This is a genomic window from Buttiauxella warmboldiae (genome assembly GCF_003818135.1).
Classification (GTDB): Bacteria; Pseudomonadota; Gammaproteobacteria; order Enterobacterales; family Enterobacteriaceae; genus Buttiauxella; species Buttiauxella warmboldiae.
This window is the reverse complement of record NZ_RPOH01000023.1, coordinates 1-14,099: the sequence shown is the minus strand read 5'-3', so window position 1 is coordinate 14,099 and position 14,099 is coordinate 1. Positions and strand designations below refer to the sequence as shown.

General features: G+C 45.6%; 12 protein-coding genes. 1 reads left to right on the top strand and 11 read right to left on the bottom strand.

What is annotated here, in order from left to right; genetic code table 11:
- Positions 1 to 79 precede the first annotated feature (79 nt).
- Positions 80 to 1,432, top strand: coding sequence for a glutathione-disulfide reductase (gene gorA / locus EHN07_RS07045; RefSeq protein WP_124023469.1), 1,353 nt, complete (start codon positions 80 to 82; stop codon positions 1,430 to 1,432).
- Between the two features lie 184 nt (positions 1,433 to 1,616).
- Here the strand turns inward: gorA and EHN07_RS07040 are convergent, their stop codons facing one another.
- The 11 genes from EHN07_RS07040 to EHN07_RS06990 form a co-directional block, all read right to left on the bottom strand.
- The gene (locus tag EHN07_RS07040) at positions 1,617 to 2,678 is read right to left on the bottom strand and encodes a galactitol-1-phosphate 5-dehydrogenase (RefSeq protein ID WP_124023468.1); all 1,062 of its coding nucleotides are present in this window, start codon (positions 2,676 to 2,678) and stop codon (positions 1,617 to 1,619) included.
- 222 nt (positions 2,679 to 2,900) lie between these two features.
- Positions 2,901 to 3,170 (bottom strand): HPr family phosphocarrier protein, encoded by a 270-nt coding sequence (locus tag EHN07_RS07035; RefSeq protein ID WP_124023467.1) that lies wholly within the window; start codon positions 3,168 to 3,170, stop codon positions 2,901 to 2,903.
- A 23-nt stretch (positions 3,171 to 3,193) separates the two neighbouring features.
- Positions 3,194 to 4,054 carry a class II aldolase gene (locus tag EHN07_RS07030; RefSeq protein ID WP_124023466.1) on the bottom strand — a complete coding sequence of 287 codons (861 nt, stop codon included), beginning with the start codon at positions 4,052 to 4,054 and terminating at the stop codon, positions 3,194 to 3,196.
- 11 nt (positions 4,055 to 4,065) lie between these two features.
- Complete coding sequence (locus EHN07_RS07025; protein ID WP_124023465.1) at positions 4,066 to 4,803, bottom strand: GntR family transcriptional regulator; 738 nt, start codon at positions 4,801 to 4,803, stop codon at positions 4,066 to 4,068.
- 186 nt (positions 4,804 to 4,989) lie between these two features.
- A complete protein-coding gene (locus EHN07_RS07020; protein WP_124023464.1) occupies positions 4,990 to 6,024 on the bottom strand; it encodes a zinc-dependent dehydrogenase in 1,035 nt (344 codons plus the stop codon).
- Positions 6,024 to 7,538 carry an FGGY-family carbohydrate kinase gene (locus EHN07_RS07015; RefSeq protein WP_124023463.1) on the bottom strand — a complete coding sequence of 505 codons (1,515 nt, stop codon included), beginning with the start codon at positions 7,536 to 7,538 and terminating at the stop codon, positions 6,024 to 6,026. The genes EHN07_RS07020 and EHN07_RS07015 overlap by 1 nt, the downstream gene beginning before the upstream one ends.
- 81 nt (positions 7,539 to 7,619) lie before the next feature.
- Positions 7,620 to 9,014, bottom strand: coding sequence for a PTS galactitol transporter subunit IIC (locus EHN07_RS07010; protein WP_124023462.1), 1,395 nt, complete (start codon positions 9,012 to 9,014; stop codon positions 7,620 to 7,622).
- An 11-nt stretch (positions 9,015 to 9,025) separates the two neighbouring features.
- Positions 9,026 to 9,307, bottom strand: a complete 282-nt coding sequence (locus EHN07_RS07005) for a PTS sugar transporter subunit IIB (protein ID WP_124023461.1) — start codon at positions 9,305 to 9,307, stop codon at positions 9,026 to 9,028.
- A gap of 43 nt (positions 9,308 to 9,350) precedes the next feature.
- Positions 9,351 to 9,815, bottom strand: coding sequence for a PTS sugar transporter subunit IIA (locus tag EHN07_RS07000; protein ID WP_124023460.1), 465 nt, complete (start codon positions 9,813 to 9,815; stop codon positions 9,351 to 9,353).
- A gap of 542 nt (positions 9,816 to 10,357) precedes the next feature.
- Positions 10,358 to 11,431 (bottom strand): fimbrial protein, encoded by a 1,074-nt coding sequence (locus EHN07_RS06995; RefSeq protein WP_124023459.1) that lies wholly within the window; start codon positions 11,429 to 11,431, stop codon positions 10,358 to 10,360.
- A gap of 13 nt (positions 11,432 to 11,444) precedes the next feature.
- Positions 11,445 to 13,958, bottom strand: coding sequence for a fimbria/pilus outer membrane usher protein (locus tag EHN07_RS06990; protein ID WP_244202375.1), 2,514 nt, complete (start codon positions 13,956 to 13,958; stop codon positions 11,445 to 11,447).
- Positions 13,959 to 14,099: the final 141 nt, after the last annotated feature.

Genomic DNA, 14,099 nt, shown 5'->3' with positions numbered 1-14,099 from the left:
TATTGCAGCTATCGATGGAACCATTTTCTCGGCGCGCTACAATCGCGCATATTTTTTTCGACTCCATTAGGGAAACATCATGACCAGACATTATGACTACCTCGCCATTGGCGGCGGCAGCGGCGGGATTGCCTCCATTAACCGTGCGGCGATGTATGGGAAAAAATGCGCACTGATTGAGGCGAAAGAGCTGGGCGGCACCTGCGTCAACGTAGGTTGCGTACCGAAAAAGGTCATGTGGCACGCGGCGCAAATCGCTGAAGCGATTCATAACTACGGCCCGGACTACGGTTTTGACACCACGGTGAATAAATTCGACTGGGATAAATTGATTGCCAGCCGCACCGCGTATATCGACCGCATCCACACCTCTTACGACAACGTGCTGGGCAAAAACAACGTTGAGGTGATCCGCGGCTTTGCCAAATTTGTTGATGCGCATACGGTTATCGTTAACGGCGAAAAGATTACTGCCGACCATATTCTGATTGCGACCGGTGGTCGCCCAAGCCGTCCGTCAATTCCGGGGGCTGAATATGGCATTGATTCCGATGGCTTCTTCGCGCTGCCAGCATTGCCAAAACGCATTGCGGTAGTGGGCGCAGGTTACATCGCGGTGGAGATCGCAGGCGTAGTTAACGCGCTGGGTTCTGAGACGCATCTGTTCGTGCGTAAACACGCGCCGCTGCGTACTTTTGACCCGTTAATCGTCGAAACGCTGCTGGAAGTGATCAACACCGAAGGCCCAACGCTGCACACACAGGCGGTGCCAAAAGCCGTAGTGAAAAATGCCGATGGCAGCCTGACGCTGCAACTGGAAGATGGCCGTTCTGAAACCGTGGATTGCCTGATCTGGGCGATTGGTCGCGAGCCAGAAACAGACAACTTCAACCTGGCGGCGACGGGTGTGAAAACCAACGCTCGTGGCTATATCGAAGTCGATAAATTCCAGAATACCAACGTGCCGGGTATCTATGCCGTGGGCGATAACACCGGTGCAGTAGAGCTGACGCCAGTGGCTGTCGCTGCGGGCCGCCGCCTGTCCGAGCGCCTGTTTAACAACAAGCCGGACGAGCACCTGGATTACAGCAATGTTCCAACCGTGGTATTCAGCCACCCGCCAATCGGTACGGTCGGTTTAACCGAGCCACAGGCGCGTGAGCAGTACGGCGACGACAACGTGAAGGTCTATAAGTCCTCCTTCACCGCGATGTATACCGCAGTGACTTCGCACCGCCAGCCATGCCGCATGAAGCTGGTATGCGCAGGCCCGGACGAGAAGATTGTCGGTATTCACGGTATCGGTTACGGCATGGATGAAATGCTGCAAGGCTTCGCAGTGGCGCTGAAAATGGGCGCCACCAAGAAAGACTTCGATAACACCGTGGCGATTCACCCGACCGGTTCGGAAGAGTTCGTTACTATGAGATAGTATAATAAAACTACCTCAACACTTTTTTCATTCTGAAAACTGGCTTTAATAAGCCAGTTTTTTATTTCTATTTTTAGTGGTAATGATTCTAATTTTATATTCTTATCCGTAATAAATATTTAATATTTTGACTAATTTTTATTAGAGAATATTTTAGTAATATTAAAACCACTATCGTTATAAATTAATTATCATTTTTATTAACCATGCAAATAAGTACTTTAACGAAAAATTCTTCTCGATTATAGAGTTTGGGGAATACAGAGGGTGCTTCAGCCATGGCGATTCGCCTTGTGATCAAGGGTTTTACATTGATATCCCCTGAGCTCAGATAATGTAGAGAGGTCCTCCATTCATCTCCAGGGAAGGGGGCCGAAAGAGAATTCCAGGAACCTGCTACAGTAAGTTCGTTACGGATTATTTTCTCGAAACTCTCACGTGGAAATGACACATCTCCATAGGGGATGCCAAGCAACAGTACTGTTCCACCTTTTTTAGCCAGCATCAAGGCGGTAGAAATACCAACAGCACTACCGGAGCATTCAATAACAACATCTACTCCAGCATTTTCAGTCATTGCCATAAAATATTGTAGATAATTATCTTTATTGGCACATATACCATGATGAGCACCAGTCTGAAGCGCAATATCTAGCTTTCCTGTATCAGTATCAAAAGCAAATACTTCACTCGCCCCATAGATCTTTGCCCATTGAACGGCAAGTAAACCAATTGTCCCACAACCTACAACAGCAATACTGCTACCTTTCTTGATCTTAAGTTGATTGTATCCATGGGCTACTACGCTTGAAGGTTCGATAAAACTTGCTGTCTCGAAATCCATTGTTGAAGGGATTTTTACAACGTTAGCAACCGGAACTTTAATAAACTCTGCGAATGCACCTTTCTTATGTCCACCTAAGACCCTCAAATTATTACAACGTGAGTACATGCCTTTTTTACAGTAGTTGCATTCGTTGCATGGAAAGCAGTTACAGGCTGTGACTCGATCACCAATGTCTATAGAGCTTACAGCATCCCCTCTTTTGGCAACGACACCCGAAAATTCATGCCCCCAAGTGAGTCCCGGTTGATAAGAACCTAATTTACCGAAACGTGATATATCTGAACCGCATATTCCCGCGACTTTAACTTTTATCAGGATCTCATCAGGAGATTCAATTTCTGGAATATCAACGTCTTCAAACCTGACATCTTGTTTTGAATAAAGGTTTAATGCTTTCAATGATGATCTCCTCAGAAAATCATGATTAGTTGAGCTCTGTAGGAATACCTATAATTACAGTGTTTCGGATTTATTAAAACTTGACGAAGGCGACGTTGTTACGAAAAACACCATTTCATTGAAAAACAAAATACGCTAACCAACCTTAATATACTAAGGAGTACAGCGTGCCTTCGCCATAACAGCTATAATTAATGAGAGGTTAGAAAAAATTAAATATGGTTACTCTTTTTCTCCGAACCCACTGGAAAAAGCTATTTTTAGTTCATCCATAAGGTCAAGCTCATCTTGGCCATTGCAGATAAGATCTATCATTGAATTACCTTTTACACCGGCCCCCAAAATACTCATCATGCCCTTAATTTCAATTTCCTTTCCATTATTAATTAAGGTTAGTGATGAATCGTATTTTTTGATAATTTTTGCCAGTGTTGCAGCTGGTCGAGCGTGTAACCCTGTACTGTTAACTACCTTCACACTTTGCTTGATCATAATCGTCTCAGCATCAAAATAAATCAGGAAGCTTTACGTAATTGCTGATGGCCTTTATTCATCATCAGGATTTTCGAATAAACATCATCCTCAACAGCCATTTTTGCTGATGCCATGACCCGAGCCAAATTGGCTTCATTATTGTCGTTGTTATATGCCTTACCAACAGCGGTGATGAAAGCTTTACGCAAGTCACTGGCAATATTGACTTTTACGACATTATAATTGACAAAACTCCGGATAATATCCTCTGCAATTCCTGACCCGCCATGTATCACCAGGGGGACAGGAGACACTTCAGCAATACGTTTAAGCAGCGGAATATCTATGCGAGGGATGTCTTCGAGACCATGCACATTTCCTACAGAAACAGCAAGTAAGTCACAACCCGATCGATCAACAAAAGCTTTTACTTTTTCAGGCTCAGTCTTGCAGTCTGCTTCACTGACATGGTCATCTTCTTTTCCAAGGATTGCACCCAGCTCTGCTTCAACTGGTACACCAAAGGATTTACAGAAGTCCACCGCTTCACGTGTAAACTCGATGTTCTCTTCAAAAGAGAACGCTGCGCCATCAATCATAACGGAAGTAAATCCGGCCCGGACAGCCTGCTTAACATCGTCTAATGTCTTTCCATGATCTAAATGTAAGCTTACCGGAACATCCATTTTGTCAGCATGGCGTTTAACGATTTCGTAAATATAATCATAGCCAGACAACTGGGCATTAGTCGGTGCAATCTGAATGAAATTTGGTAACCCGGAACGTTCAATTGCGTTCAGAATAGAGATGGTTGTCTCCAGGTTAGTCGTATTAAATGCTCCGGCCAGTACATGTTTTTCACGAATACGGTCGAGCAGGATTTTACCGTTTACTAATGGCATAACATTTTCCTCTATCGTCGTTGGAGTACAGTACCTAAATAGTATTTATCCGATTTGAGCCAGACATTTCCGAACTCAACCGGGAGATCTTTTTCAAAGAAAACAAGCTGCTGAAGATGTAAAACAGGGGCGTCCTCACTAACTTCGAGATAATGACCTCGCTCACTTCCGACAATTTTTGCGGCATAGCGACTTTCAGAAAAACTGATACTTCTTCCTGAAAGTTTCTCAATGGTTGGAAACAAGTTCTGAGTATTAAAATCGACTGATTCAATGCCGGGGCACAATGCCATATTTATGCGGTTTTCAATCAACATGACCCGCTCACCTTCAACACTACGTACACGCTCAAGGTATAAAATGGGCGAACCAGCCTCAATTTTTAACTTTTCAGCCACATTTTTCGACGCCTGCTCAACACGAGATGTAATCATTTCGGTGGAGTAATCCAGATGCTGACTTTCGAGTGACTCAGCAAACGACAGCAAACCAGCGCCCAAAGAATAGGAAATATTCTCGTTCTTTACGAAAGTACCTTTGCCCTGTACCTGAATCAGCATCCCTTCATTAACCAGCATCGTTACCGCTTTTTTCACGGTGCCACGACTGACTTGCAACAACTCCATAATCTGGTTTTCTGAGGGAATTCGGTCACCTTTACCTAATTCACCTTTATATACGTTCTCCCTTATCCATTCAGAAACCTGAAGGTATAAGGGAACTTCAGAATCTTTCAGTATTGTGCTCATATAGGGTTCCTTTGGTAAGTAGATCATCTATATACAACTATGCACAAGTTACGCCAACATCGTCGTTTTTGTAAGCATTTCTGCATGATCCAGTTCACATTCTCTAACCGGAATCCTGTTTTTCATTCAGCACAACCTGCCGGAGTTGCAGGAAGGTGCATGCACTTCCTGCATTTCCCGTAAAAACTATTCTTCTGCCTTAATAATCACTTTAAGCACATCATTGGCTGGATTTGCTGCAAACTCGATCGCCTCATGCATGTCAGATAACGGCCAAGTGTGCGTGATCATATCCCTGACATTGATTTTTTCTTTCTCAACGATTTCAATAGCTTCTTTCATTTCGTACGGTGTAAGAGAATAGGTGCCAATAATTGATATTTCATCCCTGAACAGACGGCTGGCATCAATTTCAACAACCGGATTATTATCAAATGGTGAAAATACAATTACTCGTCCACCACGGCGAACAACGTTAACAGCCTGGGTAACAAGGGAAGAGACACCTGCTGCGATAATGACTACATCAACCCCTTTACCTGCTGTTATTTCCGACACCCGCTGTTCAAGATCTTCTTCTGCAGGATTAATCGCGTGGTTAATGCCTAGTTTCAGAGCCAATTCGCGTTTATAACGAGAGAGGTCTGAAACTATTACGGTGGATGCTCCCTTCAGCGCTGCAAGCTGGGCACTGACCAGACCAATGGTGCCTGACCCCATGACTAATACACTGTCTTTTGCATGAATATTGGCAGATTTAAGTCCATGCAGGCAGCAAGCTACCGGCTCAATCATTGCAGCTCGGTCCCAGTCCAGCTCGGGAATAATACGGTGTGTCAAATGCTCTACATGCAGTTGTGGGATGCGGATATATTCACTGAACCCCCCGGGTTCAAGATTCGTTTTCTTGAACTGATCGCACATCGTAAAATATCCACGATCACAATAGTGGCAATTAAAGCAAGGTACATGAATTGCAGTTACCACTCGCTCACCTACGCCATAGCGGATCACATTTTTCCCAATCTTGACTACTTCACCGGCAACTTCATGACCCAGGATAATTGGTCCTGTAACTGTTTGATGCTGAGCCTTATGAATATCGGTTCCACATAATCCGCAAGATTTCATCTTAATCAGAATGTCACCGTCACCAATTTCCGGTTGTTCAATATCTTGGTAACGAATGTCGTTCTTGCTGTAATAAACACTGGCTTTCATTAGCTTTCCCCATAACAGCGACGCTCAACAAGCATCTTGGATTCATAAAGCGGTTTATAAAGATCTTGATATAAAGCATCAAAGCGACTGACTTCATCTGAATCTGGCACATAACGTTTCAGCATTTCTTCTGAAGTATTTTTTGTCTGGGTCAAATCAAAGCCCACAGCTTTTGCAGCGAGCATTGCAGCCCCACGACTCACAGCTTCTTCAATATTGCAGGCGACAACTTCTCGATTCAGAATGGTAGCTTTAAGCTGTAACCAGTATGGATTTTTACAGGCGGCCCCAATAACATTAATAACAGGATAATGTCTTCCAGTAAGCGCTTCGTAAGAATCAAGTAAATTGCGGAGTTCGAAACAAAGTCCCTGAAAAATGAAACGTAATATTTCTTCAGGTCGCGATTTATCATCCATTCCATACAGTAAAGCTTTCGACCAGGTGTTTCGTTCAGGAGGACCGCTCCCTCTTAAATGAGGAATAAAAATCCCGTCCAGGTTTGCCGCGGAATCATCTTCATTCTGTTCATTGAGGGTATCAACCAGTCGAAGAAACGAGGGCATATCCATTTCAAATAATGTTCTAAACCATTCAATTGCATAACCAGCTGATGGTAAGGATGCATAAAGAGAATGGAATCCTTCCAGGACATGAACGCCATTGGAAACCCGTGCCTTAAAGAATTCTTGTGAAGTGTTCGTATGTTCTGTAACGACTAACAAGCCCTCAGTCGTGCCGGTAGAGTTAAGAATCTGCTCTTTATTATTCAACCCAACCGCTACTGAACCACACATATGATCATGGCCAGCAATTGCAACGGAAGTCGAAGTCGACAGCCCCGTTAGTTCAGCAACTTCCCGGGTTAGTGTCCCAATAGCAGCCCCTGCATATACCAGAGGACTGAACATTTCTGGCGGTATTTCGATTTTGGTAAGAAGTTCTGTATCCCATGTTTTTTCTTCCAGATTAAGTGCCATCGTTCTTGAAGCGAGGGAATATTCTGAGCGTTTCTCACCGGATAGTCTGAAGGCTATATATTCTGCGAGACATAGCCATTTACATCCATCCTTAGCAGCTGAAATATTATCTTGTAACCATTTAATTTTATTCACACTATAATTTGAGTGAGCTGGTATACCGGTTATACTATAAATATTCTCAACACCTAATACATCTATTATTTTATTTAATTGTGTTTTTGGACGAGTATCGTACCAAGTTAATGTCGGGCCAATTGGCTTGTCTTTATCATCTAGTAATACGCCAGCCTCACCTACACTAGCTACTGCAATAGCACTGACCGAAATACAAGCTGCATGCAAAGATGATGATAACTTGTTAAGTCCATACAACGTACCCTTCCAAATAAGTTCAATATCAAAATCAGTGTTCTGTCCATGAACTAATTTGGGTGTTTTAAAACTATATTGATCAACTAATTCGAATTCAGGTGTACTAAACAAACATACTTTGCAATTGGTCGTACCAATATCAATACCTATGGTAAACATTATGTTCCCCTTCTTTATTTAAGGGATGAATTATGATTTTTTATTTGATGCAGCATAGTATGCTGCATCAATTAGAAGATATTATTTGACTGTCGATGGTTCAGTAGTGTTTTGATTATTCTCAGCCACTTCTTCTTCGTGAAGTTGCTTTTTGGTTACACGATATAACCACAAGCACATTAAGAAGATAACAGGAATTAAAGCCAGCGCAATGAAATTACCTTCAAAAACTCTTACTGCCCAGTAACGGTATGGATTGCCACCATCCAGCAGACTGGATATTTCACCATCCGTATTAATCGGGAATTTCATGTCTTTGGCAATTTTAGTAAGAATAGGTGCAGCAGCAGATGCGATATATAAATTCATAGCCAAAATCGGGATGCCGATAATAAAGGCTCGAACAATATTACCTCGACATGCCAGGACAACCATTGAAATCGGTACCCATATATTAGCGAGATCACCTAATGGGAGTAAACGATTTCCAGGTAAAATAACAGCAAGTAATACACCAACTGGAATTAACAACAGTGCCGTAGACAGAACTGATGGATGTCCTACTGCGACAGCAATATCCAAACCAATATACAAATCATTCCGATCAGGATAACGCTTACGCAGGAAGCTTCTGACGGCATCTGACAAAGGCATCAAACCTTCCATAAGCAGTTTAACCATACGTGGCATGATAAGCATGACTGCCCCCAGGCTCATTGCAAGATTGAGAACACCTTTGAGGTCATACTCCGCCAGTAAACCTATGCCTGCACCCAAGATCACGCCCAGCATCATCGGTTCGCCAAAAACACCGAATTTTTTCTGAATTTGCTCTGGATCCGCATTGAGTTTGTTAATCCCTGGCACTTTATCTAGGATTAAATTACCAAGCACCCCGATAGGGAAGAAAATAACAGATGATAACGTTGGTAGCGAAATACCCGGTAAATTAAAGTATTTCTGAATCATTGGTGCACACCAGTCTGCCATAATGAAAGTAATAGCAGCTGTTGCCCCTGCAATGAGCAACCCGAACAGGAAACTACCTGTCACACCATAAACCATTGCGCCAACCATTGAAAAATGCCAGAAGTTCCAGACATCAATATCAACAGTTTTCGTCCAGTTCAGCGTAAGCATAAGGACGTTAATACCAATGGTCATTGGTACTACAAATGGCGCAATCTGAGATGCCCAAGCTATTGCAGCCAATGGAGTCCAGCCCAAGTCAACAACAGGGAGATCGATACCAGTATGGTTAACCATCGCTTTTGCTGCTGGTCCTAAGGTATCAACAAGCAATCCGAAAACTAAAAATATACCAATAAAACCCATGCCAATGGTTAATGCGGACCGTAATGCCCGACTAAACCCTGTTTGCAAACATATTGCCATTATAAAAATAATAATCGGCAACATGATTGTTGGCCCGAGCCCCAGAATAAACTGAACAGCGGAATACATTTTTTCCATCATGCTATGTACCTTTATTTTTTAAGGATAGCGACGATTTTTTCTAGTAATTCTTCTTCGCCAAAACCAGTTAACAGAGGTAGGCCATTGAGAATTGGTGTTTTTAATTCCATTTTCACTGCTGAGGTGACAATAATAATGTCAGCCATTTCATCCTGTTGAGCAATAGTTCCGATATTCGACTGAATTGCATCCACATTAATACCGTGACTTTTGCAGTATTGAACGACTTTCTCGGTTGCGACAGCTGACGTTGCAATTCCACTTGTACAAGCAAAAATAATTTTCTTATTCATAGGGCTCTCCGGATACAAAAGTTTATGTTTTATAATGTAGGGACTACTTTAACGTGGCAGTAAGTATCGCTTTAACTTCTTCAGCAGACCCCGATGCCATAATTAAATCCATTTTATCTGTCTGTCTAAACAGACCAATCAGCTTCATAAGAAATTCAAGATGTGCATCTTTTTCTTTTAGTAATAAGAAAAAGATGACATGAACTTTCATTGTTAATTCTGGATCTTCCGCCTGATTAAACTCGATTCCTTCCGGGCTAGTTACAACAACAACTTTTTCCTTCTGAACATGCTCAATATCAACGTGCGGGATAGCCACTCCGATTTTTTCCAGCTGCATCGCAGTCGGATGTTCATCTTCACGAGCTATAAGCGCATTCAGATAAGTAGGTTGAACAATATTCTCATTAATTAGCAGAGTATTAATTTCATCAAACAGCTCAAGGCGTCCAATCTTAGGATGTTTTAGTAAGATAAATTGAGTATCAAAACTGGCTGCAATTGACATAAAACACCTTAATTTCCTGTTTAAGTGCTAAATAGTACATATCCACTATCAGTCATGGTTGTCTATGTACAACCATGTGCAAGTGATTTAAAAACTATACCTTATGTACTGACTCTTCAATCCCATAGTGTATTTTTTGTGCATTCAATCACACAAAATGTATCAGTGGGTGAGCGATTAAATTTTACTATTATTTATCAATAGATTAAGATAATTAATTGATGAGATTTGTGAGTGCTGAGTATTAAAAGGAATTTCGAGTGATCGTTGATGATGCATATTTATTGCAATCAACACTCTGTGAAAAGGGACAGATAAAACGTGCACTGCATAGCATTGGTATGTATGTATTGAGAAGCAATAAAAAGCCTGAGACGCAACTGATGCAAAACTCTGGAAAATCTTAATGTTCCATGAAGCTTCGTCTTCTAAGGGTTTCCAGTATTTCTACACATAAATCCTGTATGGGTAAGCTACTATCATGAAGTACTCTAGTATTAATAAGGCCAGAACAAGTTCTGGCCTTATTTTTTAGATAAATATCAATTATATATCAGGCTAAAAGTCGCCAGACTGTCCGCCTGCCCGGCGGTGGCCCGGGCACCCGTTTTGACATACTGCGCATCATATTGCAGATTCAGCTGCGCCTGACTGGCGCTGTCTGGAAAGGGCTGAACATTGGTACTGTTTAACGGCACCGTATTTCCTGCCACGGCGCCGTAATTGTCACCATAGGTTATTCGAATGCCGACCCCGGTGGCCGCACCTTCCTGCTGGCTTAACGTCAGCACATCATGGTTGACGGCGTCTTTTTCCGATGGGCCATAAAAACCCATTTTCACGGCATTGTTTTGGCTGCTCTCACAGGTCAGCGGGATGGTGAAATGGTGTTTTGCCCCCTCAGCGCCATTATTGAGATCGCTGACGCTGGTCTGCCCCATAGCAACGGTAATGTCGTTATCAGAAACATAGCAGCTTGCGCGATGCACTTTCAGATCGGCGGCGGCAACATTGACTGTAACCCCGGCTGCGGAAATGATATTGCCGTTGCTGTCCTGGAGGATCAGCGTTCCGGCATTAATCTGGCCGCTGTTGGGCCGATCGTAAGCCACTTCCTGCGCCGTCTTATAAAACACGACGAAGAACTGGGTTGCCATTTGCACCGGATCGTCAGTGCTGCAAACCGCGACATCTTCATCACCAGAGGCAATGTAATGCACCGGGTTACCCGCGCAGTGGGTGGTTTCCCTGACTCCCACGGCAAAGCCAACGCCCGGAATATCAGGGATTTCATATACCGATGCCGGCGATCCCACACCGTTTGGCGTCACGCCACTGACCCCGGCGACATGTAACAGCTTATTCGCCACAAAGCGCATCACCACCGGGCCTGTCCCCGTGGGGCAATTATAAAATGAGCGGTTCTCCTGCCCAAGGATTGCGCCTGACAACATCGAGCCAGGCGGCAGCGTGGGGTAGTCGGTAATCGAGTAGTTCTGAAAGTTAATCACCGCGTCATTCATCGTCGGTGGGCAGAGCTGCCCGGCTACGGCCGTGGAAGGGATAAACAGACTGGCCGTCACCAGCAGCAGTAGCGCCTGGAAAATTCGCAACATAATTCACCTGTGATTATTGGCATTGCGCCGAAAGGAGCCGCACCGGGCTACCGGAGGCCGCCACCGGTAATCTCAGCGCGGCAGTACACTGATAAGACTGGCTGTTTTGCAGCCATTGAGCATGGACCACGCCTTCAGGCGGAACGCCACTCAGGTATACCTGGCCCCTCTCCCCGACAATACCCTTGCTCGATTTCACCTCTCCCTGGCCGGCCACAAATACGCCGGTGCCAAAAGGCAGCGGCCGTCCATGCCAGCTAAGGCTCAACAGCACCCTGGCTCCAACGTGAGTTTTATAATGAGCCAGCACCACCGCGCCGCTGGTAGGCACAACGGTCTGGCTGTTTTGCTCCAGATCAACGTCATCGCCCAACGTTTCGGTATCCAGTGAAAGGGTATTTTCATGGTAAGGAGAAAGGGTGGGCATAACCGCATAGCCCCGGCTGTCGGTATGGACGTTCGCGGCGCCCTCCACCTGCACATCAGAAGTCCCATCCGCACGCACCAGGCCGATGGTATCGCCGAGGCTCTGACTTAGCGTGACGCCATATTGAGTGGCAACAATACCGCCTGAAGCGCCGTAGTTCAGGCGGTCGCTGTAGCGATCGTGGCTGTATCCCACCGAGACATCTCCGAATCCACCGCGATAATCGAGTGACACATTGCTGTTAGCCGCATGATTCTGGTTATCAAAACCTTGCTGAAGGTTATAGCTAAGCTGGCTGTTATCGAGAGCGGTGCCATACAGCGACATTTGCTGGGTAGTGTGGCCATCAAGGTTGTTGTTGAGGCTGTAACTCGCCGAGCCACCGGGCAGCCACCGGCTTAGCGGTACGCTGACGGTAAGGTTAACGGAGCGTTCATTATCTTTATCGTCATAGTATGAGCGGGTAACGTAGTATCCGAGGCTCCACGAAACGCCCCGGAAGCTATTGTAATAACCCAGGTGCACCGTCTGGTCGACGGCAGAGGTATTCCAGTACTGCTGGCGATAAAACCCCGCGCTGAGATTCCCCCACTTGCCAAAATCCTGGGTCAGACTCATTTCAGTACGGCTGCGGCGGTTACTGACATGTGCATCGGGGTCACGGTACTCATTGGCTTCAGCGAAGGTATAAAAACGGCGGGAAGAGTAGCGGTAGCCCGAGATATTCAGGGAAGTGCCCACAGTGGCGAAATCTTTCTGGTACTGCGCGCGCACCGCCTGGCCGGTGTACTGCCCATCCTTGCCCAAATCCGTTTTTGCCAGCGTGGTATCGAGGCCCAGCGAGCCGAATTCGCCAATATCCTGCCCCAGTCCGAACGCCAGCGCCTGATAATGGTTTGAGATTTGCGCGCCGCCGTAGGCCGTCAGGCTCCAGGGAAGACCATAAAAGGCGGAGGCCTGAACAAAATTCGGTTCCTCGCCATCGCTATCGGCAGTGTTGTAGCGGCCCACGCTGGCGCTAAATTTGAAGCGCCCTTCACGCAACATAAAGGCGACGGCAGAATAAGGCTGGGTAAATTTTCGCTCTGAACCATCGCTTTCACGAATAGTCACTTCCAGGTCACCGCTTTGCGCCGTGGGAAAAAGATCGTTAATAACAAAAGCTCCTGGCGCAACGTAGGTCTCATAAATCACATAGCCATGCTGGCGCACCGTAATGCGGGCGTTGCTGTGGGCTACGCCGCGAATCGTGGGGGCAAAACCTCTCTGGCTGTCCGGCAGCATATTTTCATCGGACGCCAGTTTCATACCGGTAAACTGAAAACTATCGAAAACTTCACCCGAGGTATAAGAGTCACCCAGCGTCAGTTCGCTTTTCAGCACGCGGATATCACGTTCAAGCGAGGTGCCCTGCGTCTGCCAGTGCCCGGTCGTATTAAATTCATAAGAGGAGAAATTACGCAGACGCCATGCGCCAAGATTCAACCCGCTACGCAGGTTCAGGTAATTATCACTGTCGTGAAGGTTATCCACGCTGGTAGTGGAGCCGTTAAGCGTGTAATCGACAAAGGCCGCTGGTATCCCTTCGTCCCATTTTTCCGGCGCAACGTAGCCACGGCTTTTGCGTACCATCGCCGCCTGAGGAATGCTGAAATCCAGGCGCTGGGTAGCAAAGTCAAACTGACTGCTGGCATCCGGGATATATTTTCCCAGATCGGAAAAGGACTCCCCATCGCGAAGCGTATCGAATGAGGAAAAGGCCGCCGTATTCACCCCCAGCGCACGCAGATACTTCACATCCACGAGCGGTACCAGCTGATTATTGTGGCTGATAAACTCCAGCTCGCGCGCTCCAGCCTGCTGTTGATTAACGAAAACGGTAACCCGGTAGCTTCCCGGCCGCTGGCCGCCCGGCTGTGAAAAGTCGCTCAGATCGCTGGCCTGTTGCTGACCGGGAGTGATTTCCAGCGCTGCGGGATCAAAATAGTCATCCGCCTGTGCCTGCCGAACAGAAAATGCGAACAGCAGCGCGCCAGAAAAGATCGCCAGCGGGAGAGCGGAGCAGGCTAAGGCACTGGAGTGTTGTTTTTTATTCCGCATAAGCTTCCGGGCATACTGCCTTTTCTGGCTGTCTCTTATACATAATTTGCACCTCACTCTGGCAATCTGTAAGGGTGAGATCTGTAAGCTTCCCAGATTTTCCGTTCACCTGAACGCAGGGTTATCTCTGTGGCTTCTGTA

Excerpts from the sequence above, each read along its gene's own strand:
- EHN07_RS07015 (WP_124023463.1), bottom strand. The coding sequence starts at position 7,538 with ATGTTTACCATAGGTATTGATATTGGTACGACCAATTGCAAAGTATGT.
- EHN07_RS07030 (WP_124023466.1), bottom strand. The coding sequence starts at position 4,054 with ATGCCATTAGTAAACGGTAAAATCCTGCTCGACCGTATTCGTGAAAAA.
- EHN07_RS07005 (WP_124023461.1), bottom strand. The coding sequence starts at position 9,307 with ATGAATAAGAAAATTATTTTTGCTTGTACAAGTGGAATTGCAACGTCA.
- gorA (WP_124023469.1), top strand. The coding sequence starts at position 80 with ATGACCAGACATTATGACTACCTCGCCATTGGCGGCGGCAGCGGCGGG.
- EHN07_RS06995 (WP_124023459.1), bottom strand. The coding sequence starts at position 11,431 with ATGTTGCGAATTTTCCAGGCGCTACTGCTGCTGGTGACGGCCAGTCTG.
- EHN07_RS07020 (WP_124023464.1), bottom strand. The coding sequence starts at position 6,024 with ATGAAAGCCAGTGTTTATTACAGCAAGAACGACATTCGTTACCAAGAT.
- EHN07_RS07000 (WP_124023460.1), bottom strand. The coding sequence starts at position 9,815 with ATGTCAATTGCAGCCAGTTTTGATACTCAATTTATCTTACTAAAACAT.
- EHN07_RS07025 (WP_124023465.1), bottom strand. The coding sequence starts at position 4,803 with ATGAGCACAATACTGAAAGATTCTGAAGTTCCCTTATACCTTCAGGTT.
- EHN07_RS07035 (WP_124023467.1), bottom strand. The coding sequence starts at position 3,170 with ATGATCAAGCAAAGTGTGAAGGTAGTTAACAGTACAGGGTTACACGCT.
- EHN07_RS06990 (WP_244202375.1), bottom strand. The coding sequence starts at position 13,958 with ATGCGGAATAAAAAACAACACTCCAGTGCCTTAGCCTGCTCCGCTCTC.
- EHN07_RS07010 (WP_124023462.1), bottom strand. The coding sequence starts at position 9,014 with ATGATGGAAAAAATGTATTCCGCTGTTCAGTTTATTCTGGGGCTCGGG.